The organism is Segetibacter sp. 3557_3 (genome assembly GCF_004354985.1).
In the GTDB taxonomy this organism is placed as follows: Bacteria; Bacteroidota; Bacteroidia; order Chitinophagales; family Chitinophagaceae; genus Segetibacter.
In genome coordinates this window covers 52,617-76,571 of the sequence record NZ_SMSK01000018.1, presented here as the reverse complement: position 1 = coordinate 76,571, position 23,955 = coordinate 52,617, and the positions used below count along the sequence as shown (strand labels likewise).

Sequence of the window (23,955 nt, the reverse complement as noted above, 5' to 3'; positions counted from 1 at the left end):
GTAAAGCAACTACCCTATTGCAAAGCATTATTAGTTGTCAAAAGCAAAGCCGTACAGAGGCCATGAACAAGTCAGACACCCCCAGAACCATGTTGATTTGGAAGGAAGCTAACAGCAGCGGTCCATTTGACGGTTGCCTAAAACTTGCTAAAACGCCTTTGATGGGAATTTGTTTACCAACTGTGGTCAGGAAAATAACCAGCGCAATAATTTCAACTTTCCCTGGTAGGGTGGATATTTCAATGCCGGATCGGGCCAGTTTGCCGATGCTACCATAGCTTTTGGCCGTGTAAAACAATCAAAGCTAAACTTTCCATGGTAGGAACCCATGCCGCTGTTGCCAGTTCCGCCGAACGGAAGATATGGGTTTCCAAGGTGTACAAGGGTATTGTTTATACAACCGCCTCCATATTGAACCAATCTTTCATACTGCTGCTGCACCCGTTTATCTTTACTGAAAATATAAAGCGCCAAAGGTGAAGGATTGTGGTTAATCACCGACATCGCTTCTTCGTGCTCCTTAAAAGTAAATACCGGCAATATCGGACCGAAAATTTCCTCTTTCATCAGCGGTTGATCATGCACCACATTATCCATGATCGTTGGGGCGATGTATTTCTCTTCCCTGTTCGTCTGCCCACCGGTAATTACCCTTCCCTGTGCCAGGTACGGGGTAAGTGCATCAAAGCGCCTTTCATTAACAATACGGCCATAATTATCAGATAGCCTTGGATCAGTGCCATAGAATTCGCCGATGCACTTTGTCATCTTGTTTACCAGTTCTTCCTTTCTGCTTTCGTGCACCAACAGGTAATCCGGTGCAACACAGGTTTGACCCGCATTCGTAAATTTCCCCCACGTAATCCTGTTTGCAGCTGCGTCCATATCAACATCCTTGTCCACGATGCAGGGGCTCTTACCCCCGAGCTCCAGTGTTATCGGAATGAGTTTTTCAGCTGCTTTCATTGCCAGTTTCTTACCAACAGCGGTGCTTCCGGTAAAAAATACATTGTCGAACCGATGCTCATCCATCAAACGGTTCACCACTTGCTCACCTTCGCCATTTACTACTGCAATGTAATTACTACTAAAATGCTCACGGATCATGTCGGTAACCACATCTGCGGTATGCGGCGTTAGCTCAGAAGGTTTGAGCACGGTGCAGTTTCCAGCGGCAATTGAACCAATTAATGGGGCAAGCAACAACTGCATGGGATAGTTCCAGGGAGCAATTACCAGTGATATTCCCATTGGTACGCGTACCATGCTGCTGCGTGATGGAAATAAGGCGATTGGTGTTTTGACCGTCTCCGGGGCCATCCAATTTTGCAAATGCTTCAAAGCATGACCAATTTCGCTGAATACCAGACCGATTTCAGTCAGGTAAGCTTCTTCTTTCGACTTGTGTAAATCGGCATGAAGGGCCTCGAAAAACCTGTCTTCATATTTCTCAACTGCACTTTTGAGTAGCTTTAGCTGTTGTTTGCGAAAGTTCAGGCTGAGGGTAGCTCCGCTTATAAAAAAGTCTTGCATGAGGTGGAACTGAAAGTCAGCAGCTACATTGTTCATGGTGATAGTTTGTGAGTTGTTCAGCCCCCAATTGCTTTATCCTCGCCGTTCAGATGCAATTACCAGCCGTATATTTAGCGGACAAACACTACGGAACAAAGCATAGTGGTTCGGATCGGTGCGTAACCAAAGATACCAATCCTAAAAATTGCCAGTATGGAAAACAGAAGTGAATTGAATATGGACAACGACGAAGTATGGATGACTCATGCGTTACGCCAGGCAGAAGAGGCCTTTGACCAGGGAGAGGTTCCGGTTGGTGCGGTATTGGTCATTAACCACAAGATTGTTGCAAAGGGTCATAACCAGGTCGAGCAGCTTAAGGATCCCACAGCACATGCCGAGGTGCTTGCCATTACTTCTGCCTGCAGCTATCTTGGGGCCAAGTACCTGCCAAACGCAACCCTATTTGTAACCGTTGAACCATGCCATATGTGTGCAGGAGCACTTTACTGGAGTAAACTGAATAGGGTTGTATATGGTACAGCCGACGTTAAAAATGGTTACAGGAACTTTTGCGGCACAAACAATCCTTTTCACCCAAAAACGGCGGTGATTGGAGGTATTCTTGCCGATGAATGTGCTAAACTGATGAAAGACTTTTTTAAAGCAAGGAGATAAAACCAGTTACTTCATGATATAATTAGACTTCTCAGGGCGTTCTTTAAGCGTTTCAGCGTCCATTTCGCAGATTGTCTCAACCAACCTGCTTATCTCTTCATACTTATCGGGTTTAACTATGTAGTGGTTTGCATTGTGCTTGTAGGTATCTTCTATATCTTTCTTAGCACTCGATGTTGAATAAATAAATACCCCTACTCCATCATACTTTCTGTCGGCCCTGATGAGCTGTAAACATTCAAGACCATTTTTCACAGGCATATTCAAATCAAGAAAAACAAGGTCCGGCATAGGTTCCCGGTCCAGGTACCGGGTAAGCTCAATCCAGTTGGCTGCATGCGACACTTTTAATGGGCGGCAGGCTTTTTCTGCTGCAGATCTAAAAAACTCAAAATCATCCTCATCGTCGTCGGCCATTACGATATGGCTTATCTTATTTGTGCTCATGTGTTGATTTAAGTAGTTAGCAGATCCGTGTTTTGCAAGATAAGTAATTGATAAACAAAATCCGACTCCACCGTTCAATAAACAATTACCGCTTAGTAAGTCCCAATGCTTCCACCTTCGAAGTTCTGCGTGTTCGTTATGACGCAATACGCCTGATAGTGGTTGGCAGATTACTTAACTTCTTCCTTGTTTTAAAAAATAGTTTCAAAACGCTGGCAAGATGAGTAATTTAACGGCTTTAAAAAAATTTAAACAATTGTTATGCGTACCAACCATGAGATTGACTATAAGATTTATGGTGAAGAAATGCAATATGTTGAGGTAGAACTCGATCCAAATGAAAGTGCAATTGCTGAAAGTGGCAGCTTTATGATGATGGATGATGGTCTCCAGATGCAAACGATATTTGGCGACGGGAGTCAGAAACAAGAGAATAACAGCATTTTTGGAAAGCTGCTTGGAGCGGGGAAGCGCCTTCTTGTTGGTGAGAGCCTGTTCATGACTGCATTTACGAATATAAGCCATGGCAAAAAAAAGGTAAGCTTCGCTTCGCCATACCCCGGTAAAATCATCCCGCTTGATCTTCTGCAGCTTGGGGGTAAAGTTATTTGCCAGAAAGATGCGTTTCTGTGTGCTGCGAGGGGTGTGAGCATCGGCATCGACTTTCAAAGACGACTAGGCACCGGCATTTTTGGTGGAGAAGGATTCATTATGGAAAAACTTGAGGGCGATGGAATGGCGTTTGTTCATGCGGGCGGACACGTATTTGAGAAAACGCTGGACGCCGGGCAAACGATCAAGATTGATACGGGCTGTCTTGTTGCCTTAACCCAGCATGTACAGTACGACATACAATTTGTCGGTGGTATACGCAACAGCATATTTGGTGGCGAAGGACTTTTCTTTGCTACGCTTAGAGGGCCTGGGAAAGTATGGATACAAACCCTGCCCATCAGCAGACTGGCCAGCAGGATTCTCTCTTACGGAACCGTAAACCGTAAAGAAGAGGGCAGCATACTTGGTGGATTTGGAAACCTGCTCGATGGTGACGGTCATTAATCCGGGTTGATCCGCAACCCGGATTAATTTTCTAAAGCTGACCTTAAGATGAATAAGTGTGTATCGATTAAACTTGGACAAGAGTGCCATGCCCCACAAGAGTGCGACCCACAAACAAGTATGGGGCACGCGCAACAATGTTCAATAGAATTTGAGGCCTGATCCATAAAAGATCTGCCAAATAAATGACTTTGCAACTTGTATTAATAACAAAGAGCCGGCTCTGAAGGAACCGGCTCTTATTTTTTTAAAAACGTGAATTGATTAGTCCCTGCTGGAAAACCTACTCAACAACTTAAGCATTTCGATATAGAGCCAAACAATGGTGACCAGCAATCCAAATGCACAATACCACTCCATATATTTTGGAGCACCCTGGGCAGCACCTTGTTCGATCCGGTCGAAATCAAGGATAAGATTAAGTGCAGCTATTGCCACAACAAACAGGCTGATACCTATCCCCAAAAGACTACCATTTCCCAGCATCATAAAGTCCATTTCAACGCCAAATAACCTAAGTAACATGGTTATACCATAGAAAATAGCAATACCCACTGTGGCAGTGATGATCATGGATTTGAACTTCTCTGTTGCCCTGATCACGCGGAAATGGTACAACAGGAACATGGCAACCGCCACTCCCATGGTAAGCCCAACTGCCTGCATGACAATCCCGGGGTAATTTGCCGCAAACAGGTTGTTGACAATTGCAGATAAAGCTCCTATGAATAAACCTTCAAGCAAGCCATAAAGTGGCGCGAGGTACCCTGCCCACTTTGGTTTAAAGGTGATTACCAAAGCAAGGATAAAACCACCGAAAACACCAGTTAACATCAGTGGATACATCAATTGCATCTTTCCCTGATCGAATAAATGCCAGGTAAATCCGGCACCTGCTATAACCATCAAAAAAAGGAAACCGAACTTGTTAAGGGATCCTCTTGCGGTCATAACACCTTCCCCACGATCTGCCAGCGAAGTATCGAAGATTTTTTCTGTTAGCGTCGGGTTTCCCGACTTGAGCAATGACATATGATTAGGTTTTTAGTATTTAAATATAGACACAAATATACAATTGCAAGCTTTGATTCCCTTGTTAAATTCATTGCCTTCGTAGTGGCAGAATCTCTTAAAAAGATTAGCTTGAACATTGAAAACAAACCGTCCTCCAGCCATTTTCACAGGTGTGTCATATATTATACGGCATCAATTTGTACATTAGCATATAGTACCTTCGCACAATCGTTTTTTGATACAAAAATTTGTAATGAGTTATACAGAAGAAGTTTTACAGGATGTCGTCATCAAATTTGCAGGCGACAGTGGTGATGGTATGCAGCTCACTGGAAGCCAATTTACCAACAATACTGCCCTAATGGGTATTGATCTTGCGACATTTCCCGACTTTCCCGCCGAAATACGTGCCCCACAGGGAACGTTACCCGGGGTAAGCGGGTACCAGCTGCATTTCAGCAGTTCCAGGATATATACACCAGGTGATCATTGCGATGTGCTTGTAGCCATGAATGCCGCCGCGCTAAAGGTAAATTTGAAAAACCTGAAAAAGGGCGGACGTATCATCGCCAACACAGATGGATTTGATGCTAAGAACCTCAGGCTTGCCAACTATCCTGATGGCGTGAACCCCCTTGAAGATGACAGCCTTACTAATTACCAGGTAATTAAAATGGACGTCACCAAAATGACGCGGGAGGCTCTAAAAGATTTCGATCTTGGCATCAAAGAGAAGGATCGGGCCAAAAACATGTTTGTGTTGGGTTTTCTATACTGGATGTATAACCGGAGCATGGAAAATACCATTGGTTTCCTGACTGAAAAGTTTGGAAAGAAGGACACCATTCTTCAAAGTAATATAAAGGCGCTACAGGCCGGCTACAACTACGCGGACACGACTGAAACATTTACTACCCGGTTTACTGTCGAAAAAGCCCGAATGAACGCTGGTTACTACCGTAGCATCATGGGTAACCAGGCCCTTTCATATGGTCTTATTGCCGCTTCCAAGAAAAGTGGGCTGCAACTGTTTCTTGGCTCCTACCCGATTACCCCGGCGTCAGACATCTTGCATGAACTAAGTAAGCACAAATCTTTTGGCGTTAAAACGTTCCAGGCTGAAGATGAAATTGCAGCCATCACTTCTGCCATTGGGGCGAGCTATGGCGGATTGCTTGGATTAACCACGACTTCAGGCCCGGGGATGGCGTTAAAGGCTGAAGCGATGGGTTTGGCGGTTATGCTGGAGATTCCGTTACTGGTTATCAATATCCAGCGCGGTGGACCTTCAACCGGTTTACCCACCAAAACTGAGCAGAGCGATCTGATGCAGGCCTATTATGGTCGGAATGGCGAATGCCCGATGCCGGTAATTTCCGCTTCCACCCCAAGCGACTGTTTCAGCGCAGCTTACGAAGCGGTGCGGATTTCTGTACAACATATGACCCCGGTGATCCTGTTGAGCGATGGTTATATCGCCAATGGTGCTGAACCCTGGAAATTTCCGAAGGCTGCCGACTTACCCGAGATTGAGGTTAAATTTAAAACGGAGCTCGGACACCAGGAGGATAAGTTTCAACCCTATCTGCGCGATGAAAAGCTCGTACGCCCCTGGGCAATACCGGGAACTGCGGGACTGGAACACCGGATTGGTGGTATCGAAAAGCAGAACATCACGGGAAATGTTAGCTACGACCCGGATAATCACCAGCTAATGGTAAAGATCCGGGAGGAAAAAGTAAACAAGATTGCAGATTATATACCGGAACAGAAGCTTGACAGCGGTCCTGAAAAAGGCAAGTTGCTGGTATTGGGCTGGGGAAGTACGTATGGAGCCATCAAAAGCGCGGTGCACGAACTTTTGCAGGAGGGTTATGAGGTAGCACATGCACACCTTCGTTATGTAAGACCGTTTCCGAAAAACCTGGGCGAGATACTTAACAATTACGACCAGGTGCTGATACCGGAAATTAACAACGGTCAACTCATCAAAATTATCCGCGACAAATACCTGTTAGACGCAAAAGGATATAACAAAATCATGGGTGTTCCCATTACTAAAGGCGAGCTGATTGAAGTAATCAAGCAAATGATCCCACATTAGGTGCCGGGTTTTCTACTGGTTGAAAGCCGTTGTAAGTGAGCAATTATTTACAGCGGCTTTTCTATTACCTTGAAGCGAATACAACTTCTAGTTTACGAGTCTGCAAAAATGTTTGTTTTTAGGCAACTGACATGACACTTACAATGGCTTACACAGCTCTGCCGGGATTTTGTTCTCCATAAGTTATATGCTGTTACCTAAATAATTTGGTGCAGTGGACGGTTCAACGATCGAAAATCCATTTATTTGATCAACAATCATGTTATATGAAAAAACTTATTCTGCTATTATTCGTCCTTGTTGCCCTTGAGGCAGCCGCACAGGCACCTTTTACCAGGAACTTCAAGTATGGGGTAAAATTAGGGGCAAGTGGCTCCAATATGAACTTTAACAAGGGTGAACCCCGTCCTGCGAGCCATATCGCTTCAGCGTGGAAAACCGGGGTGATAGCAGGAGTTTTCCTCGACATACCCCTATCTCCACAACTGGCGCTACAACCTGAATACAGCTATGTTCAAATGAGTGGCGAGTTAGCCGGAACTGACAGGAGCTTTAAAACAAACTACTTATCCCTCCCTGTACTATTAAAATACCGGCCTGCGAAACCCCTGTCCGTATTCATCGGCCCGGAGTTCGACCTTTTATTAAATGCCAAAGGAACGACCATCGCAGGTGAAGCAAACATTACCCACGATACAGAAGAAAGAAATTTTGCCGCAATCGGTGGTTTTGAATACAATATTTATAAGTCACTCAGCCTGGATTTTAGATACATTCATGGGCTAAATCACGTCGGTATCGGTCAGCGCTCCAATACCATTGAATTTAAATATGAACTTATTCAGGTCACAGGAACCTTCCGGTTTTAATATCATCCCATCCTTCCTAAGGAACTTCGAGACACCTTGAGCTAATAGGTAAGCAGAGGGGTGCTGCTGTTCTCGTCGTATAATCAAATGATTTCGCAGCCTCCTGATCGTTTGATTTGCCGGAATACAGATGCAAGTTAATTTTTCAGGAACAATCGGCGCAGGCCTTGCCGCGACAAACATTCACTTATCAGCCGAATACAAAAAAGTTTAAAAAAAGTCTGGTCTTATGCAATAATCTGTTTACGTAGGCGTTCTGGAAACTGTTAATCCAAAATCATATTCTATGTTCATCACCTTAGCAAGTGCCTGGATCGCTTCACCCCTAACAGTTTTGGTTTATATGACGATAATGAACAGAAAAGCGGTTAGAAATTTGGCCAAGTATTCTTAGGGTTTTGTAGGCCAGGAAAGGATCAGAATGCTTTTTTGTCGCCGGTAATCGTTCGATACACGGTCAGTACTACTATAACGAAGTCGTACCACATACTCCAGTTCTCCAGGTAGCGTATATCGAGTTTTATCCTGCCGCTCAGCTCTTCAGGGTTGGTAATCTCGCCACGGTATCCCTGGATTTGGGCAAGCCCGGTGATACCTGGTTTGATGTAGTGACGGATCATGTACTCCCCTATTTGTTTGGAGTACTCTTCCGTATGCTTCAACATATGCGGCCGTGGTCCAACAACAGACATATCACCACGCAGTACATTAAAAAATTGCGGGAGTTCATCCAGGTTCGACTTCCTTAGAAATTTTCCCACACGGGTAAAACGTTGGTCCCCTTTTGAAACCTGTATATTGTCTGCATCTTTGTTTACGTGCAGGCTGCGGAATTTAAAACACAAAAAAGGAATATTGTTTTTGCCTGACCGGAGCTGTTTAAAAAATACCGGTCCACGGGAGTCTAGCTTAATAATCAACGCCAGTAAAGGAACGAGCCACGACAGTACCAGCAAAATTACCAGCAAACTAAACACCTTGTCAAAGCAGCTTTTCCTGATGCGGTTTCCAATTTCTTCCAGTGGCTCCCGTCGTAAGGAAACAATGGGCATATCCCTGGCGAACTCGATATAAATTTTTCTATCAACAAACATCCTGAATTCCGGGATGAACTTAAATCGAATAAAATTTCGCTCCGCTTTTAGTGCAAGATCCTGGATTATGGCGTTCTTTTCGGGAACTAAAGTCGAGTAAATTTCATCTATTTCATTCGAAATGGCATAATCCAGTGCAGCCGAAACCTCCCCAAGCCATAAATGTGGTGGGGTGTTTGAATTATCATCGAAATAACCCTGAATGCTAATATTTGGTAGTTTGGAAAGGTAATCGGCCAATCGCACACCTGATTGATTGTACCCCAGCAAAATGACCTTTTTATTAAACCTGGGCTGGCTTGATAAAAATTGGCTGCCCTGAAAAATTAGAATCCTGCTGGTCAAAATAACGATCAGTAATCCCGTAAGATTAAATAGCACAAATAGTCTTGAAAGGTCATACCCTGAAAAGAATATAACAGTCTGCATTACGGCAAAATGTATAGCAAAGCATTGTAAGGACCTCCTTAAAAAACGGTGTATTCTGGTGTATTTTTCAACGTAGAGCGCAGTAAAGTACGAACTCACCAGCCAGGCAATATTATTTGCAAACAAAAAGAATATGATTCCATAGGTTAGCTGAACACTTCCCATAAACACGATAAGCGAAAATGCAATCAGGTTAATAACTAAAACATCAAATAAGGCAAAGGAATACCTGAAAAAATTAGCATCGCGTTTCATAAACATTTTAATGGTATTTGGTGAGGAATTGCCAATATGGTCAACACCGAACCAGGATAATGCAGCGTATTGCTACAATCTATAATAAATTGAAGGGTATTGGAATTTTTTCTACAATGCGGTTTAAGCCGCTCAATAAGCTGATGAATGGCTGTACAACTTTTTCAGGAACTATTTAGACCGCTTGTTACGGAACCATTCACAGTTAAGCCGGCCAACCCTATAGACTTAGCTGTTTATTCCGGGCAGCATTGACTCAAGCTGAGTTGTATCAGCTGCAATCCTTTACGAAAGGCAATGACAATATACTCACCAGGTGTTCAAGTTGAGCAGTAACCTATACCAACCAAAACATCCTCTACATATACACGGGTATATTATTAAACTTGTTTACGTCTCCGCGCATTCTTTTCTTAAAACAAAAGTTGAAATCCGAACTGTATGACTTCAGTTAACTCGCTCCAGATAACTCGAACTTGCTTGAGTAAACGGTTTTTCGCTTCAGTCGGTCCTAATTACATGGATCTTACTAAGTATACTCTCAAAAGGTATAGACGAAACAATATGTCTATTGGCTGCAATAGCACAGCCCACAATATCAATAATCACCGGGGTAACCAATGAAACAAACGAATAAAGTTCGTGTTTAGATCGATCTTCCGGAGTTTTAAGATTCTTAGAGCTCATTAGGAAAGGTCCTTCTTTTGAACTTTTAAGTAGTTCATCCGTCATCATCGCCGGGATTGTACACGCTGTCCAACAGTTATTCGAGGGTGGATTTACTTGTGTTTACACAGGAACGCTCGCTTAAAGATCAATTAAATCGCTACCCGGGAACATGGAGTTTAATATTAATATATATATTTGGCTTTTGGAGACATAAGTTGGAATGTTTAAATGATCCCGGATAATTGTAGTGAAAGCCGATGATTAAATACACCTGATCAATTAGAGGATTTACAGGTTTCAACTTTTTACCTTCGTAATGTATTCGTTCTAAGGCTTCCCCTACAGCTTAAAATACGAATACTCTTCAGCAATACCCATCATCCTCTACTGGAAGTGGTATGAAAATCATGATGTCTTCCATAGAAAACCATTACGATTGGTCGCCAATTTCAATCTTTTGCCCTATTTTAGGTAAACCATAGGCGTCTACATTACTGATATCTCTTGAGAAAACCGGCACTTCGATTTTAATCCATCTTTTACGAAGCCAAGTTTTTACCCTTAATTAGCTTAAGTCTCTAAGTTATGAAGAGCCGGTCTCAAACCTATTTCAGGCTTTCTTTCGCAGTGCACGACCTTTTGGCCCAGAATGTTATTATCACAGGCCTGCTGCTAACCCTCGACAGGGTTGAACAATCGTATCCATACATGTTGCTCTTTGTAGCAACAAATATCAACTGGATCATCAGTAGCTACTTCTTCGGACTTTATCGCGGGAAACATCGTAGCACACATCATTTTTTTAGAAAGTCTTTTTATACTTTTTCTTTGTATTTCTTCCTCACGTTGCTATTTATCTACTTTTCCAATAACCACTACTCCCGAATATTTACCATAATTTTCTTTTCAGGATTCGGCACGATCATCTTTATTAGCCGCATGATGTATGTCGGCACCGCATTCTTCTTTTCAAACCGATACCAGCAGCAGAAAAAAATTGTCTTCATCGGTTATAACGACATCACTAAGAAATTAGCCCGCCATTTCAGCCTCAATAATGCAGCAGCGGTGCATGGCTATTTTGACGTTTACGACACACTGTCTACCCCGCACGAACAATACCTGGGTCGCCTCAACAACTGCCTTGGTTATGCCCTTGAAAATGAGATTGACGAAATTTATTGCAGTATCTCTCCCGAAGCTGATGATCGTATCTATGAGTTGGCGCAGGCGGCTGAGAACGGTTTCATTCGGTTTAAATACGTTCCTGATTTCAGAATATTCCTCCAGCGCAATTATCATGTCGATTTTGCCAGCGATGTGCCTATACTTTCATTGAGAACTGAGCCTTTGGAAGAAGTCGACAATCGTATAAAAAAACGCCTTTTTGACATTGTATTTAGCTCTGTGGTGATCTTGTTAGTGCTATCCTGGCTAGTGCCACTAATTGCCCTGTTGATCAAACTGGACTCCAGAGGACCTGTATTTTTTACGCAAATGCGCTCGGGTAAGAATAACGTTCCTTTCCTGTGTTTTAAGTTCAGAACCTTGAAAGTGAATGGTGATGCAGATAAAGTCCAGGTTACAAAGGATGACAAACGATATACACGGCTCGGTAAGTTCTTAAGGAAGACTAACATCGATGAGCTTCCCCAGTTTTTCAATGTATTGCAGGGCTGGATGTCTGTAGTGGGACCGCGCCCCCATATGCTCAGGCATACCGAGGAGTATTCAAAAATTCTGTCGGACTATATGGTTCGGCACTATGTATACCCCGGAGTTACGGGATATGCCCAAATTAATGGCTATAGGGGTGAGATACGGGAGAAGGAACAATTACTAAAAAGGATAGAGTACGACATCTATTATATGGAGCACTGGAGTATGTGGCTCGATTTAAAGATCATCGTGTTAACGGTGTTCAAAAGTTTTCTACATGATGAAAATGCCTACTGATTAGGTGTTTATTCGGGTTATATGCCCAGAGGGAAAAACAGAACTCGGATCACTGCCTAACTGTGCATAAAAGTACAGCCACCGCATGGTGCAAAAAATACAGGTCGATCAATGTCGACAGGCGATTATCGGCTAATTAAGCAAGGATTGATTATAAGGTACATGGTTCTTGTAGCTTCTTCTCAATCTCGCGTTTTGAAGACTAATGTATAGGTAAGTTATTGAGGCAGAAACGCAAAGTAATAATAAGATATAGAGGATCATAGTGGCAAGTAGTCGTTAAGGTCAAATTAGCTAATGTGTACTCCTTTTTACAAATGGGTAGTACAATATCCTCAAAACCAATGCCATATGCGAGATCAGATTTAAGCTCTTTTACATACCTTTACTAAGGCGATATTTAGTAGAAATACCAGATTTTGCTTTGTACTGACCTCGTAGAACTACGGGGTAATTAAAAGTGGGGTAATAGTTTCACATGGCGGACTCTTTTTGATGCAAATTGTCTACATGTTATGGCTTAATAATAAACACATTGCAGGCTATTTAAATCAGGAGCCAGGCGTTAAAACAGGAGATCTCCCGAAGATAATTATCCGTATTGCATCCATAAAAACCTCATCAACACGATGTTTATTAGGGCGGAGCGGGTACCTTATGTTGTTTCGAATAAAAAGAGGCCTTGAATACCCACTAAATGATCTGCTCGGGTTGATCATGCATCCTTTGAATATATAAATTCATCATAGGATAGTACAATTGAGTCTATCTTGAACAGTCTCGAGGGTTACATCCCGAGTTTTAATTAACCCTGGGCTTGAGGAGTCAGCGATAGTGCAGTTAGTTCTTCACCGTACAAAAGCATTGAACACAAGATGCCGATGTATCTAACGATTGGAATTGAAAGTCTTTGAATTGTTTATATCATGCGTGCTTAAAAACAGACTATCTTATCCCGGGTTTGGAATGATCCTGCTCTCCGGACACTATTTTTAACCGATTATCGTTCTGATAATACCTTCAAAAGTCACCGCCAAAAACGATCTGCTTTCCCTTGATTGCATATTATTGTTATGCAAAGAACAATTGATTATTCATCAGCAAGTGGGACTGAGGGTCGGCGAAGCCGTATAAAACGTTTAAGTCCGCCTACAATTATCAATAAAGAATTGGAATATAACAACTACTTATGATCCCACGTAATCCCATAAAGCATCTTATAACCACCTCATTATTCATTTGCTCCTTCCTGTTTTTCTCATGCAGGTCTTCGAAAGAAATTAACAAAGAAAGCATCTACTTTCAAAGAGGGCTTGACAGTATGGGCCAGGTAAAATTGCAGGACCTCGTGATCCAACCAAACGACGGCCTCAGCATCCAGATATACAGTAAAACACCCAACCAGGAGCAAACGGCAATGTACAACCTTGCAAATGCCGGATCCCTGGGCTATGTTGTAAACAATAATGGAATGGTTGAAATCGCGGTACTCGGTGATGTGCCGGCGGCGGGTCTTACCAGGGCTCAACTGCAACAAAGCATTGTTGATAAGCTTTCAGTTTATATTAAGTCCCCGGCAGTTCTGGTGCGCTTTGCCGACGTTAAGGTGAACGTTTTGGGAGAGGTAAGTGCTCCCGGAATAAAGAGTTTCGCAAAAGAAAGGGTCACTATAATTGATGCAATAAGTGCAGCGGGAGACCTCACGATAGCGGGAAAAAGGCACGACGTTATGATCATCAGGGAAGAAAATGGCAGGCGGAACGCCTATACAATAGACCTTCGTAGTGGAAGTCTATTTCAATCTCCGGCATACCAGTTAAGGCAAAATGATATTGTTTATGTTGGTTCAACGGATAAAAAACTCAGGCAGATGAACCGGAAAACAGATGGACAGTCAGGACTCCAGATCGCAATGACTGTCCTTTCTGTTGCGACTACACTTATTTATTTAATATCGACTTTTTTCAATTGACAATGACGGAAAATAACGCGGAAAATGTTGTAGAGACGGCTGATGGACCAACGATCCGGGATCACCTTCAGAAATATATCAGCAACTATCCTCTTTTTATTATAGCGCTGATCCTCAGCCTTGGTACGGCAGCTTTATATATCAGGTACACGATACCAAAGTATAAGGTCAACGCCCAAATGTTGGTTAAAACGGACCGGTCAGGCGCTTCAAACTCAGGTGACCTTATTGAAACTGCACTCAAAGGAGCTAACATGAACCTTGAGAATGAGTTGCAGTTACTTAAGTCTGTGGAACTGATGGAAAGAGTTGTTTCCAAAAGCGCCTTCAATATTGTGTATTACAAAGTTGGCAACGTTTTAGACCTCGACGTTTATCTTGATGTGCCCTTCAGACTTGTACCACATGAAATTAAAGACAGCAATAATGCTTTTAACATCCTCGTCAAAGATCTCACCCGCGAGGGCGGCATGATTGCACCTGCCAGTGCTGATGCAAAATTTAGAAAGTTTCAATGGAGTAGTCCTTTTACAATTGGCAATCAAACTTTCAGACTTGTACAAACAACTCGTTTACCTGGTCAATCCATAACTTACCGGGCGGTCTGGAATCCCATTGATGCCTTTGCAGACGATTTGCAGCGTCGGCTCTATGTGGGGATGTTGGATAACAAAACAAGCATTATCGAACTTAGTATGCTTGTAGAAAACCTCTATAAAGGCCAGGATCTCCTAAATTCTATATGTACTGAGTATATCCAGGCAAGTATGGAAGAAAAGGCAAAACTTGCGGATGTAACGGTGAAATTCATCGACGATCGTTTGGGCGTAGTCGCTGCCGACCTTGGCGGAGTTGAAGGAAACCTTGCAAATTACCAAAGTGCAAACCGGGTTTCAAGTCTGGAGGATCAATCGTCAGCAACGTTTTCAAATACCAACGCTGTTGATAAAGATCTTCTCGACATAAACAACCAAAAAGGAGTTGTTGACATGATTTCCCGTTACCTGAATAATCCAACATACCGCAACAAATTGGTCCCGTCTACACTTGGATTGAGCGACGGTACACTATCATCAATGATCAGCCACTATAACGAATTGCAAATAAGAAAGGAGAAGGAAGCCCCATATCTCCAGGAAGAAAACGAGATCATGAAAGATCTTAATAATCAAATAAGTAGTGTGCGCGCGAGTATCCTGGAGAGCCTGCAAAATATAGGAGAGAACCTTAGGTTAAAGGAGTCAGGCCTTCGCCAGCAAAACAACAAATATCAACAAACGCTATCAGTGCTTCCTTACAAAGAAAAAGCGCTACAGGACATCAAGAGAAAACAAAGCATTACTGAAGGACTCTACTTATACCTTCTACAAAAAAGAGAAGAGTTTGCAATCTCGAGCGCAGCAGTAAACAAGCCGGGGTATAAGCAAATGGATAAGGCCAAAGGTTATGGGCCGGTTGAGCCTAATAACAAAAAGATTTGGATAATGGGGGTTCTCGCAGGCTTGCTAATACCTATTGTTATCATCGGAGTCCGCGGTATGCTTAACGATAAAATTTTAACTAAAAACGACCTTGCCAGCCGCACTTCGATACCCATATTGGGCGAAACCAATCATGTCTCTAAAAAGCTGATTAAAGGGGTATCGCTGCTCAACCGCGACGTTATCGGTGAACAATTTAGAATCATCCGGACCAGGCTGTCCCTCTTACAACGAAATGTCGACAAGAAAGTGTTATTAATTACTTCGTCCCAAAGCAATGAAGGAAAATCATTTGTTGCGCTTCATCTCGCGGGCGTGCTCGCTATCCCTGGTAAAAAGGTAGCCCTGATAAACTTCGACATGCGCAAAGCTGCCGAAACCCAATCAACAAAGAATCTGACCGATTTTGTTTTAGGCCATACAACTGATCTCAAGGCTCTTCATGAACCATCGGGCGAAATCCCGTCTCTTCATGCCTACACAGCCAGGATAACGACAGGAAACCCATCAGACCTACTGCTTCACGAGGGTATGCCGGCACTATTGCAAAGATTAAGGCGTGAGTATGAATACATCATCATTGATTCAGCACCAATCGGGCTGGTTAGCGACGGGTATATCTTAAGTAAATATGCCGATACTATCATTTTCGTGGTTCGACAGGGTTTCACGCCTAAGAAGAAAATGGAGTTACTTAAAGATGTCGCCAAACTACGTGACATGCCCGAAATACTGCTGATCTTGAATGACGTTAGATCACCTGGCAAACAATCTTATTATGGCTACGGGGCAGACTACGGCTTTTCCGGAAATGGCACCAGTTCGTTAAAGAAATCATTTTGGAAAAAGAGTGCTGTGTCGTAAATCCTCCAGATTAGCCTAAACATCAACAATGCATGTTAACCGGAATCACTCAAACGGTGCAGGCAGAAAAACTTGACGAACTAACCTATTTGCAGGGAAATAAAGGTCCGTAACATCTTTGTTCCTATAAAAAAAATATGTAAAAGTTATCACATCCTTGTTCCCCAGTGTATACGCTGGCACAATAGCACTTAATTGGCATCTTCCAAATTCGTCCGGATATATTCGGGAGCTAAACTAAACGACAGCATAACTTAAATGCATAAAGTAGAACTTTCAATGATCAACTCAATACCTGCCGATACCCCGGCAGACGAACAGGTTTGGGATTCAGAAATTAAACCCCAAAGCAACCTTTTCGACCTGCACCTAAAAGACGTTTGGAATTACCGCGACTTACTTCTATTGCTGGTAAGAAGAGATTTTGTTTCATTTTATAAGCAAACCATTTTCGGTCCTTTGTGGTTTTTTATACAGCCGATATTTACCACGGTTCTATTTACATTTATCTTTAATAAAATGGGCGGGTTTAGCACAGATGGTAGCCCGGCACCGCTGTTTTACTTATCGGGAATTATTGCGTGGAATTATTTTGCAGACTGCTTTAGTAAAACCAGCACAGTATTTAGAGATAATGCAAGCATCTTTGGCAAGGTGTACTTTCCAAGATTGATCATGCCGATGAGCATTGTCGTTTCGAACCTTGTAAGGTTTGGAGTTCAATTCCTGTTGTTTATCGTTATATTCTGTTATTATCTATTTAAAGGAGCAGCCATCGAACCTAATATCACGCTCCTGCTTTTCCCTATAATCATGCTATTGATGGCTTTACTTGGGCTTGGTTCCGGGCTCATCATTACGGCAATGACTACAAAATATCGTGACCTGGCGTTCCTGGTAACATTTGGTATACAGCTATTAATGTATGCGACACCCGTAATATATCCCTTATCCTCCGCACCCGAAGACTACCGGTTTATACTGTCGTTAAATCCACTAAGCGGCCTGATTGAAACCTTTCGCTATGGTTTCCTGGGTAAAGGCGAGTTCTACCTGCAAGCGTTTCTATATAGTACTATTGTCTCACTTGTTGTTTTCATTTTCGGACTTGTGATTTTCAATAAAGTAGAAAAGAACTTTGTAGATACTGTATAGCGGCATTAATTGATCAGACTCCCGACGGCAAATGGGGGTAACATTAAATTACAACTTACAGCTTTTATGGGCCGGTCTAACGGCTTCGATGGTACATCGTTGCGTCGCACTCTTGTACTGCAAATCACTCCGCGGCGCTCCTGCAAATGGCCGCATTTCCCAGAAATGCAGGCTCCGGAAAATACCGATTATAGAGGCGAACAAAATAGAAGTAACATTTTAGTTAGGTTTCATCAGAACAACAAATAATTATAACTAATGGCCCTGGCAATAAAGGCAGACAATATTTCAAAGGCATACCAGCTTGGCGAATTTTCGACTGGTACAATAACCAGCGATATCCATCGGTGGTGGACACTTAAAAGGGGAAAAGAAGATCCTTACCTGAAGATCGGTGAAACAAACGACCGGAGCACCAAAGGTTCAAGCAATATTGTTTGGAGTCTCAAAGACATCAACTTCAAAATAAAAGAAGGTGATGCGGTTGGTATCATTGGCCGCAATGGTGCAGGTAAAAGTACCTTACTTAAAATACTGAGCAAAGTAACTTCCCCCACTACTGGCGGCATTAAAATCAAAGGCAGGATTGCCAGTTTACTTGAAGTAGGCACTGGGTTCCACCCGGAACTTACAGGTCGTGAAAACATCTTTCTAAATGGCGCAATTCTCGGCATGCGAAAAAAAGAGATCGTTCGCAAGTTTGATGAGATCGTCAACTTTTCAGGTGTGGAACGATACATTGACACTCCTGTAAAACGCTATTCATCCGGAATGTATGTGCGGTTGGCCTTTGCCGTTGCTGCGCACCTGGAAAGCGAAATATTAATCGTTGATGAGGTGCTTGCTGTAGGTGATGCAGAATTTCAAAAAAAGTGCCTCGGAAAAATGAACCAGGTAAGCCAGGGCGAAGGGCGCACCGTGCTTTTTGTCAGCCACAACATGTCGGCAATTAAAAATCTTTGTAACAGCGGCATCATGCTCAAACATGGAAAAGTTGTTGTTGCCGGAGATATCAACGACGTAGTGAACGAGTACTACCTTGGTGATATGTCGGACTCAGACGACCTTGACATTAGTAGCCTCAAAAGTAAAAGAGCATTTTTCAGTTCGTGGAAATTGCTTAATGGTGTTAATGACACAGCGATGTTCAGCAGGAACCAGTGCCATCTAAATTTTGATTTTACAACAAATTCGAAAATAGAAGGAGTAGAAATTGGCCTGGTATTAAGGGATAACAGGGGAGAACTGATCTATTCATGCAACAGCAGGGATAATGGGGGCACTTTCTTCGACCTGGATGAAGGAAGCTACAATATTGATTTCGACTTTCGGTTCCCGGTTAAGCATGGTCATTATGAAATAGACATTGCAGTAGTAAGTAAAGAGGAGATCATTTGTCAATGGGTATCAAAAAAGAAATTGCAGGTACTCAGTGATTTTCAGTCGCCGCTTGACGAAAAATGGCTCGGCATTATCTCAGAGCCTTTAAAATTTTCTTACGGAAGCGCAAGTTCATGATGCTGCTAAAACAACTACTAGCTAAGTTTGGATTTGCAAAGACCTCATTTGAAAAATTGACCTTTGCCGCACTAGGCGCCGGCAGTTCAGTTGCGCCCCTGTTTTTTATAAAGAATCCGAAGTATATGAAGATCGGGCAGAATTTCTCTTCGCTACATAACCTGCGTTTAGAAGCCTGGGACAGTTACGCAGGAACCAATTACTCTCCACAGTTATCTATCGGTGATAACGTGTGTTTCAACTCAGATGTACATATTGGCTGTATAGATAAAGTTCAGATTGGAAACAATGTACTCCTGGCAAGCAGGATATTTATATCTGATCATTCGCATGGAGAAATAAATACCGAGGCATTAAAATTGCCGCCGATTGCCAGGCAATTATTTTCAAAAGGGCCTGTAATTATAGAAGATAACGTTTGGATTGGAGAGGGCGTTTCTATCCTACACGGTGTAACAATCGGTAAAAACGCGATTATAGGAGCAAATGCTGTTGTTACAAAAAGTATCCCTCCAAATTGCGTTGCCGGTGGTATACCGTGTAAGGTTCTTAAGGCATTGCAGTAACTTGTCGTTAGGGTTTTTAATTGCGCAACCCCAAGTCAATCCGCAAGGAATTAATCAAACGTTTTTGTGCTGTCTTGTACCCTATTTCAAAGTATACATATATAACTATGGCGCCATTTCACGTTCGCTACGAACAGCAAGAATTGGATCCGGTTCACTAAACATCAGGTAAAAAATCTTTCATGATTGCATTTACAATTTGTTCTAATAATTACCTGGCGCACGCCAAAACATTAGGTGACTCTTTTTTACAGCATCACCCGGAGGCAAAGTTTATCATAGGCCTGGTGGATAAATTTGATGATGACTTCGACTATAAATTCTTTAAGAACATCGAGTTCGTCTTGGTTGAAGAATTATCCATGTCGGAGTTTCCGGAGCTACTTTCTAAGTATAACATCACTGAACTGAACACGAGCGTAAAACCGGCATACTTTCATTACCTTTTTAAAAAGTATAATGCAGATAAGGTAATTTATTTAGACCCGGATATCCTGGTTACAAGCCGGTTTGAAGAAGTAATAAATACTTTAGCGGAGAAAAATATTGTTTTAACACCTCATATTTGCAGCCCTATAGACGATGACTATGCCCCATCCGACTTTCATACACTTGGCGGTGGCATTTTCAATTTAGGGTTTATTGCACTAAGCAATTATTCCAGCGTAAATGGCTTTCTTAATTGGTGGCATGATCGTGTGGTAAAATATGGCTATTGCGATCAAAGCAAGAACATGTTTTATGACCAGCTGTGGATTAATTACGTTCCTTGTTTCTACCCTAATCATCATATCCTCAGCCACGTTGGTTACAACATGGCCAACTGGAATTTGCACGAAAGAAACCTGACTGTCACCAGCAATACGTTCACTGTTAACTCAACACAACCGCTGCGTTTTTTTCACTTTAGTAGTTATAAGTACGAACGTCCCGATGTAATTTGTGCTTACCTGACAAGATATAACTTCAATAGCAGACCAGATCTGGTTCCCTTGTTCGATCAGTATAGAAAATTGTTGCAGGAAAATGGGATAGAACAAATCAAAAAGCTAAAGGTTTTTTACTTTCCTCAACTTGATAACGTTCAAATAACAGTGGAGCAGAAAAAACCAATTCTGTCAAAGCTTGCTTCAAGGGTAAACCGCTCAGCAAACATCTTAAGACGAGGATATGAGTAGTGGCTGTGTTGTCGTTATCCCGGTTCATAGTGCTAAACCCAACGCATACGAGTTGATATCTTTCCAGCAATGCTTTCGCATTCTGGGAAAATATCCCATTAAAGTTTTAGCTCCCGAGGGATTAGATTTAACGTTATACCGTAATAAAGTTCCTGATTTTAAAACAATCCTGATAGATCCCAAATGGCAATCCAGTTATATCTATTATAACAAGCTTAAAAAAAGCCGGTATTTCTATAACCTCTTTGCCGATTATCAGTATCTGTTAACCTACGAGCTTGATGCTTTTGTGTTCAGGGATGAAGTGGAAGAATGGTGCAAGAAAGATTATGACTACATCGGAGCCCCCTGGTTCGAAGGGTTCAATAATATTACCAGCAATAAGTTAATTGGCGTTGGAAACTCAGGCTTTTCACTTAGAAACATACAAACGATCAAGGACAAACTCGCCGTACTTTTTTTTAAGAAACCTAACGAGTATTACAAAGGGAGGAGACACTTACTAAAGGCTTATTTTAAGTTTCCGTACAGGTGGTTAATGAACCAATTTGGGGAGAACTACACGGTGCAGCGGTATAGCAATGGTTATGAAGATGGGTTCTTTTGTTTTGAGTTTCCAAATTATTTTCCAGACTTTAAAATAGCTCCGGTAAATGAAGCCCTTCACTTCAGCTTTGAAACCAGGCCAGAATACCTTTATGGGTTAACTAATGGTCAATTGCCTATGGGATGTCATGCATGGTGGACTTATAATCTAGAGTTCTGGCGTCCGTTTATAGAAGGATTTGGCTACGAACTTTCAACAGACCAGGTCGTGCATTCTTCTGACAAAGCTAAAGAAACACACTGATGCTAATTACTGTTATTACAGCAACTTACAACAGCGCCCATTGCGTAGCTAATGCCATTCAAAGCGTGATTGACCAGGATGTTTTCGAAGTTGAACACATTATAATAGATGGCGGTTCGTCAGACGGTACCATTGACATTGTAAAACGGTATTCAGCCGTTAAGTGGGTTAGCGAGCCAGATAGAGGCGTTTACGATGCTTTAAATAAAGGATTAAAAATAGCTAAAGGAAAATGGATATATTTCTTGGGAAGTGACGACGAATTAACAGAAGGATGTCTCAAGCGGTTACAACCTGATTTTGAGTCAACTACGGCACAAGTAATTTATGGAAGTGTACGCATTAAGGCAAGCGGTAAATTATACGACGGAAGGTTTTCAATGCAGAAATTCCTTACCACCAATGTTTGCCAGCAAGCGATCTTCTATCGCGATGCGTTATTTCGCACTAGTCAATTCGATTTGCGTTTTCCAATTGCAGCGGACTATGCTTTTAATATAAATTTACTTTCAAATAAAAGCATTGAGATACGTTACGTACCATTGCCGATAGCAATCTTTGATGACAATGGCTTAAGTGGGAGGGTAGTCGATACTCGTTTTTTATCCAAAAAAGTGAGCTTGTTTTCAAAAGCCCTGCAGAAGTCAAGATTTAACGCTTTTTTTGATAGCCACAGGCACCAGGAAGCGATTAATCAAATACTCTACGGTAGTCTTCTGCTTGGCTGGACTGAAATGTTGCTATGGTCTTACAGGAAGCAAGTTCTGGCAAAAAGTATTTATAACATGTTGGCGTTTACAAAGCAAAGGTTTTTGCAACGATGAGAATAACATTTATTGCCACGCTGCAACAAACGTACGGCGGAAGTGAAGTGCTTTGGGTTAAGATGGCGGAAAATGCAGTGAGTCGCGGACATGAGATCCAGGTTGTCGTTTATGCTCAAACGGATGGTCTGCATCCTGCATTGGCGAAACTGCAGCAAAATGCTACGTTCGTAGAGATGCCGAATTCGTTTGTTAAGGGCAATAAAATGGCGGCTGTCGTACGTTACGTAAAGGGGAAGTTGATGCCTTATAACCTTGATGAAGTTGTGAAGTTTAAGCCTGACTGCATCGTTGTAAACCAGGTGCATACTTATAGTGCTCCTTTTCATCCCGCAATTAACGACTTACTGCATCACAGCAACTTTCCTTTTTACCTGATATCGCATTTCAATACCGACCACGAGGTTCTAAGCTACGCCGATATTGTAAAGGCGAGAAGCTTGTTTAAGAAAGCAAAGAAGATTTCTTTCGTATCTGAAAGAAATAAAGAGATTGCTGAAAAGCAGTTAGCTGTTCGCTTACCTAATGCTGAAGTAATCAGTAACCATCCTGAAATTAGCAAGTTAAAGTACCTGGACTATCCGGCGGAAGAACAGCCAATTAAATTCGCGTCAGTAGCGCGACTGGAGGCAAATTTCAAAGGCCAGGACATTTTGCTGGAGATCTTCAAACAGGAAAAGTGGCGCGAAAGAAGCTGGCATTTAAATCTTTATGGCTCAGGTCCCGACGAAAACTACCTAAGAGATCTTTGCAGCTTCTATTCTCTGGATAGTAAAGTCACGTTTCACGGACATGTTCCCGGAATTGAAGCTGTTTGGAAGGAAAATCATGCGTTGCTATTACCGTCGATTGCTGAAGGAAAGCCACTTGCTTTGATAGAAGCAATGATGTGTGGAAGAATCGGAATAGCTTCAGATGTGGCAGGAAATGGAGAGTTGATAGACGACCTTGAAAATGGCTACCTGGCTTCCTCCTTTTTTGTTGCTCCATTTGGAAAGACCCTCGAAAACGCCTGGCAACAAAAGAGCAGTTGGGCAGAGATGGGGAAAAAAGCAAATAGAAAAATCCTTGAAACAATAGATTTCAATCCTCATCAAACTTTTATGAACAAAATTGAGCGGGAACACTTATGGTAACTTGCCATAAAGGAGCATCTTAACTTCGGCATACAAAAACCTTTATCATCTACGAAAATCATTGAGTCATTTGAAACTGATTACAAAGCATTATTCGCAAGAACTTTGAATATCCAATTTCTAAAGTGGCGATATCAAACCTCGAAACACTGCGAGCAAAAGCGGATAAACTTAAATGACTAGGCTCTGCTAACTGCATTTTAACAAGAACATCATTTTGCAAAACATATTTGGATGTTTCAGGGTTGCTGCAGTTTTACAAGCCTGTGAATAAAGACACAATCATCTAGAATCGTGCAAGTTTGCCTGCTCTAGTAAACAATCG

Annotated in this window: 18 protein-coding genes; 14 read left to right on the top strand and 4 right to left on the bottom strand. The window is 42.2% G+C overall.

The window, feature by feature from the left end; translation table 11 throughout:
* Positions 1-186 precede the first annotated feature (186 nt).
* Positions 187-1,569, bottom strand: coding sequence for an aldehyde dehydrogenase (locus EXU57_RS20895; protein WP_207955557.1), 1,383 nt, complete (start codon positions 1,567-1,569; stop codon positions 187-189).
* A gap of 156 nt (positions 1,570-1,725) precedes the next feature.
* Between EXU57_RS20895 and EXU57_RS20890 the strand changes: the two genes are divergently transcribed.
* Positions 1,726-2,190 (top strand): nucleoside deaminase, encoded by a 465-nt coding sequence (locus tag EXU57_RS20890; protein ID WP_243745678.1) that lies wholly within the window; start codon positions 1,726-1,728, stop codon positions 2,188-2,190.
* A 6-nt stretch (positions 2,191-2,196) separates the two neighbouring features.
* On the opposite strand, the gene EXU57_RS20885 is transcribed toward EXU57_RS20890, so the two are convergent.
* The gene (locus EXU57_RS20885) at positions 2,197-2,637 is read right to left on the bottom strand and encodes a response regulator (RefSeq protein ID WP_133270205.1); all 441 of its coding nucleotides are present in this window, start codon (positions 2,635-2,637) and stop codon (positions 2,197-2,199) included.
* A 261-nt stretch (positions 2,638-2,898) separates the two neighbouring features.
* On the opposite strand from EXU57_RS20885, the gene EXU57_RS20880 reads away from it, so the two are divergent.
* The gene (locus tag EXU57_RS20880) at positions 2,899-3,696 is read left to right on the top strand and encodes a TIGR00266 family protein (protein ID WP_133270204.1); all 798 of its coding nucleotides are present in this window, start codon (positions 2,899-2,901) and stop codon (positions 3,694-3,696) included.
* A 264-nt stretch (positions 3,697-3,960) separates the two neighbouring features.
* Here EXU57_RS20880 and EXU57_RS20875 read toward each other — a convergent pair whose 3' ends face one another.
* Positions 3,961-4,728, bottom strand: coding sequence for a Bax inhibitor-1/YccA family protein (locus EXU57_RS20875; RefSeq protein ID WP_133270203.1), 768 nt, complete (start codon positions 4,726-4,728; stop codon positions 3,961-3,963).
* 235 nt (positions 4,729-4,963) lie between these two features.
* Here EXU57_RS20875 and EXU57_RS20870 point away from each other — a divergent pair, with 235 nt between their 5' ends.
* Entirely contained in the window at positions 4,964-6,814 is a 1,851-nt protein-coding gene (locus EXU57_RS20870; RefSeq protein WP_133270202.1) for a 2-oxoacid:acceptor oxidoreductase subunit alpha, read from the top strand.
* A 266-nt stretch (positions 6,815-7,080) separates the two neighbouring features.
* Positions 7,081-7,683, top strand: coding sequence for a porin family protein (locus EXU57_RS20865; RefSeq protein ID WP_133270201.1), 603 nt, complete (start codon positions 7,081-7,083; stop codon positions 7,681-7,683).
* Positions 7,684-8,099: 416 nt separating this feature from the next.
* Here the strand turns inward: EXU57_RS20865 and EXU57_RS20860 are convergent, their stop codons facing one another.
* Entirely contained in the window at positions 8,100-9,461 is a 1,362-nt protein-coding gene (locus EXU57_RS20860) for an exopolysaccharide biosynthesis polyprenyl glycosylphosphotransferase (protein ID WP_165958228.1), read from the bottom strand.
* Between the two features lie 1,254 nt (positions 9,462-10,715).
* On the opposite strand from EXU57_RS20860, the gene EXU57_RS20855 reads away from it, so the two are divergent.
* From EXU57_RS20855 to EXU57_RS20810, 10 genes are all read left to right on the top strand, one after another.
* Positions 10,716-12,086 (top strand): undecaprenyl-phosphate glucose phosphotransferase, encoded by a 1,371-nt coding sequence (locus EXU57_RS20855; RefSeq protein ID WP_133270199.1) that lies wholly within the window; start codon positions 10,716-10,718, stop codon positions 12,084-12,086.
* A 1,189-nt stretch (positions 12,087-13,275) separates the two neighbouring features.
* The gene (locus tag EXU57_RS20850) at positions 13,276-14,058 is read left to right on the top strand and encodes a polysaccharide biosynthesis/export family protein (protein ID WP_133270198.1); all 783 of its coding nucleotides are present in this window, start codon (positions 13,276-13,278) and stop codon (positions 14,056-14,058) included.
* A 2-nt stretch (positions 14,059-14,060) separates the two neighbouring features.
* Positions 14,061-16,403, top strand: coding sequence for a GumC family protein (locus EXU57_RS20845; protein ID WP_133270197.1), 2,343 nt, complete (start codon positions 14,061-14,063; stop codon positions 16,401-16,403).
* Between the two features lie 258 nt (positions 16,404-16,661).
* Positions 16,662-17,558, top strand: coding sequence for an ABC transporter permease (locus EXU57_RS20840; protein WP_243745677.1), 897 nt, complete (start codon positions 16,662-16,664; stop codon positions 17,556-17,558).
* Between the two features lie 258 nt (positions 17,559-17,816).
* On the top strand, positions 17,817-19,076 hold the full coding sequence (locus EXU57_RS20835) for an ABC transporter ATP-binding protein (protein ID WP_133270196.1): 1,260 nt from the start codon (positions 17,817-17,819) through the stop codon (positions 19,074-19,076).
* Positions 19,073-19,642, top strand: coding sequence for a DapH/DapD/GlmU-related protein (locus tag EXU57_RS20830; protein WP_165958227.1), 570 nt, complete (start codon positions 19,073-19,075; stop codon positions 19,640-19,642). The genes EXU57_RS20835 and EXU57_RS20830 overlap by 4 nt, the downstream gene beginning before the upstream one ends.
* A gap of 182 nt (positions 19,643-19,824) precedes the next feature.
* Positions 19,825-20,820: a glycosyl transferase gene (locus EXU57_RS20825; protein WP_133270194.1), complete on the top strand. Its 996-nt coding sequence runs from the start codon at positions 19,825-19,827 to the stop codon at positions 20,818-20,820.
* Positions 20,813-21,670, top strand: a complete 858-nt coding sequence (locus tag EXU57_RS20820) for a DUF5672 family protein (RefSeq protein WP_133270193.1) — start codon at positions 20,813-20,815, stop codon at positions 21,668-21,670. The genes EXU57_RS20825 and EXU57_RS20820 overlap by 8 nt, the downstream gene beginning before the upstream one ends.
* Positions 21,670-22,494: a glycosyltransferase family 2 protein gene (locus EXU57_RS20815; protein ID WP_133270192.1), complete on the top strand. Its 825-nt coding sequence runs from the start codon at positions 21,670-21,672 to the stop codon at positions 22,492-22,494. Before EXU57_RS20820 ends, EXU57_RS20815 begins: the two co-directional genes overlap by 1 nt.
* Positions 22,491-23,630 carry a glycosyltransferase family 4 protein gene (locus EXU57_RS20810; protein ID WP_133270191.1) on the top strand — a complete coding sequence of 380 codons (1,140 nt, stop codon included), beginning with the start codon at positions 22,491-22,493 and terminating at the stop codon, positions 23,628-23,630. Before EXU57_RS20815 ends, EXU57_RS20810 begins: the two co-directional genes overlap by 4 nt.
* Positions 23,631-23,955: the final 325 nt, after the last annotated feature.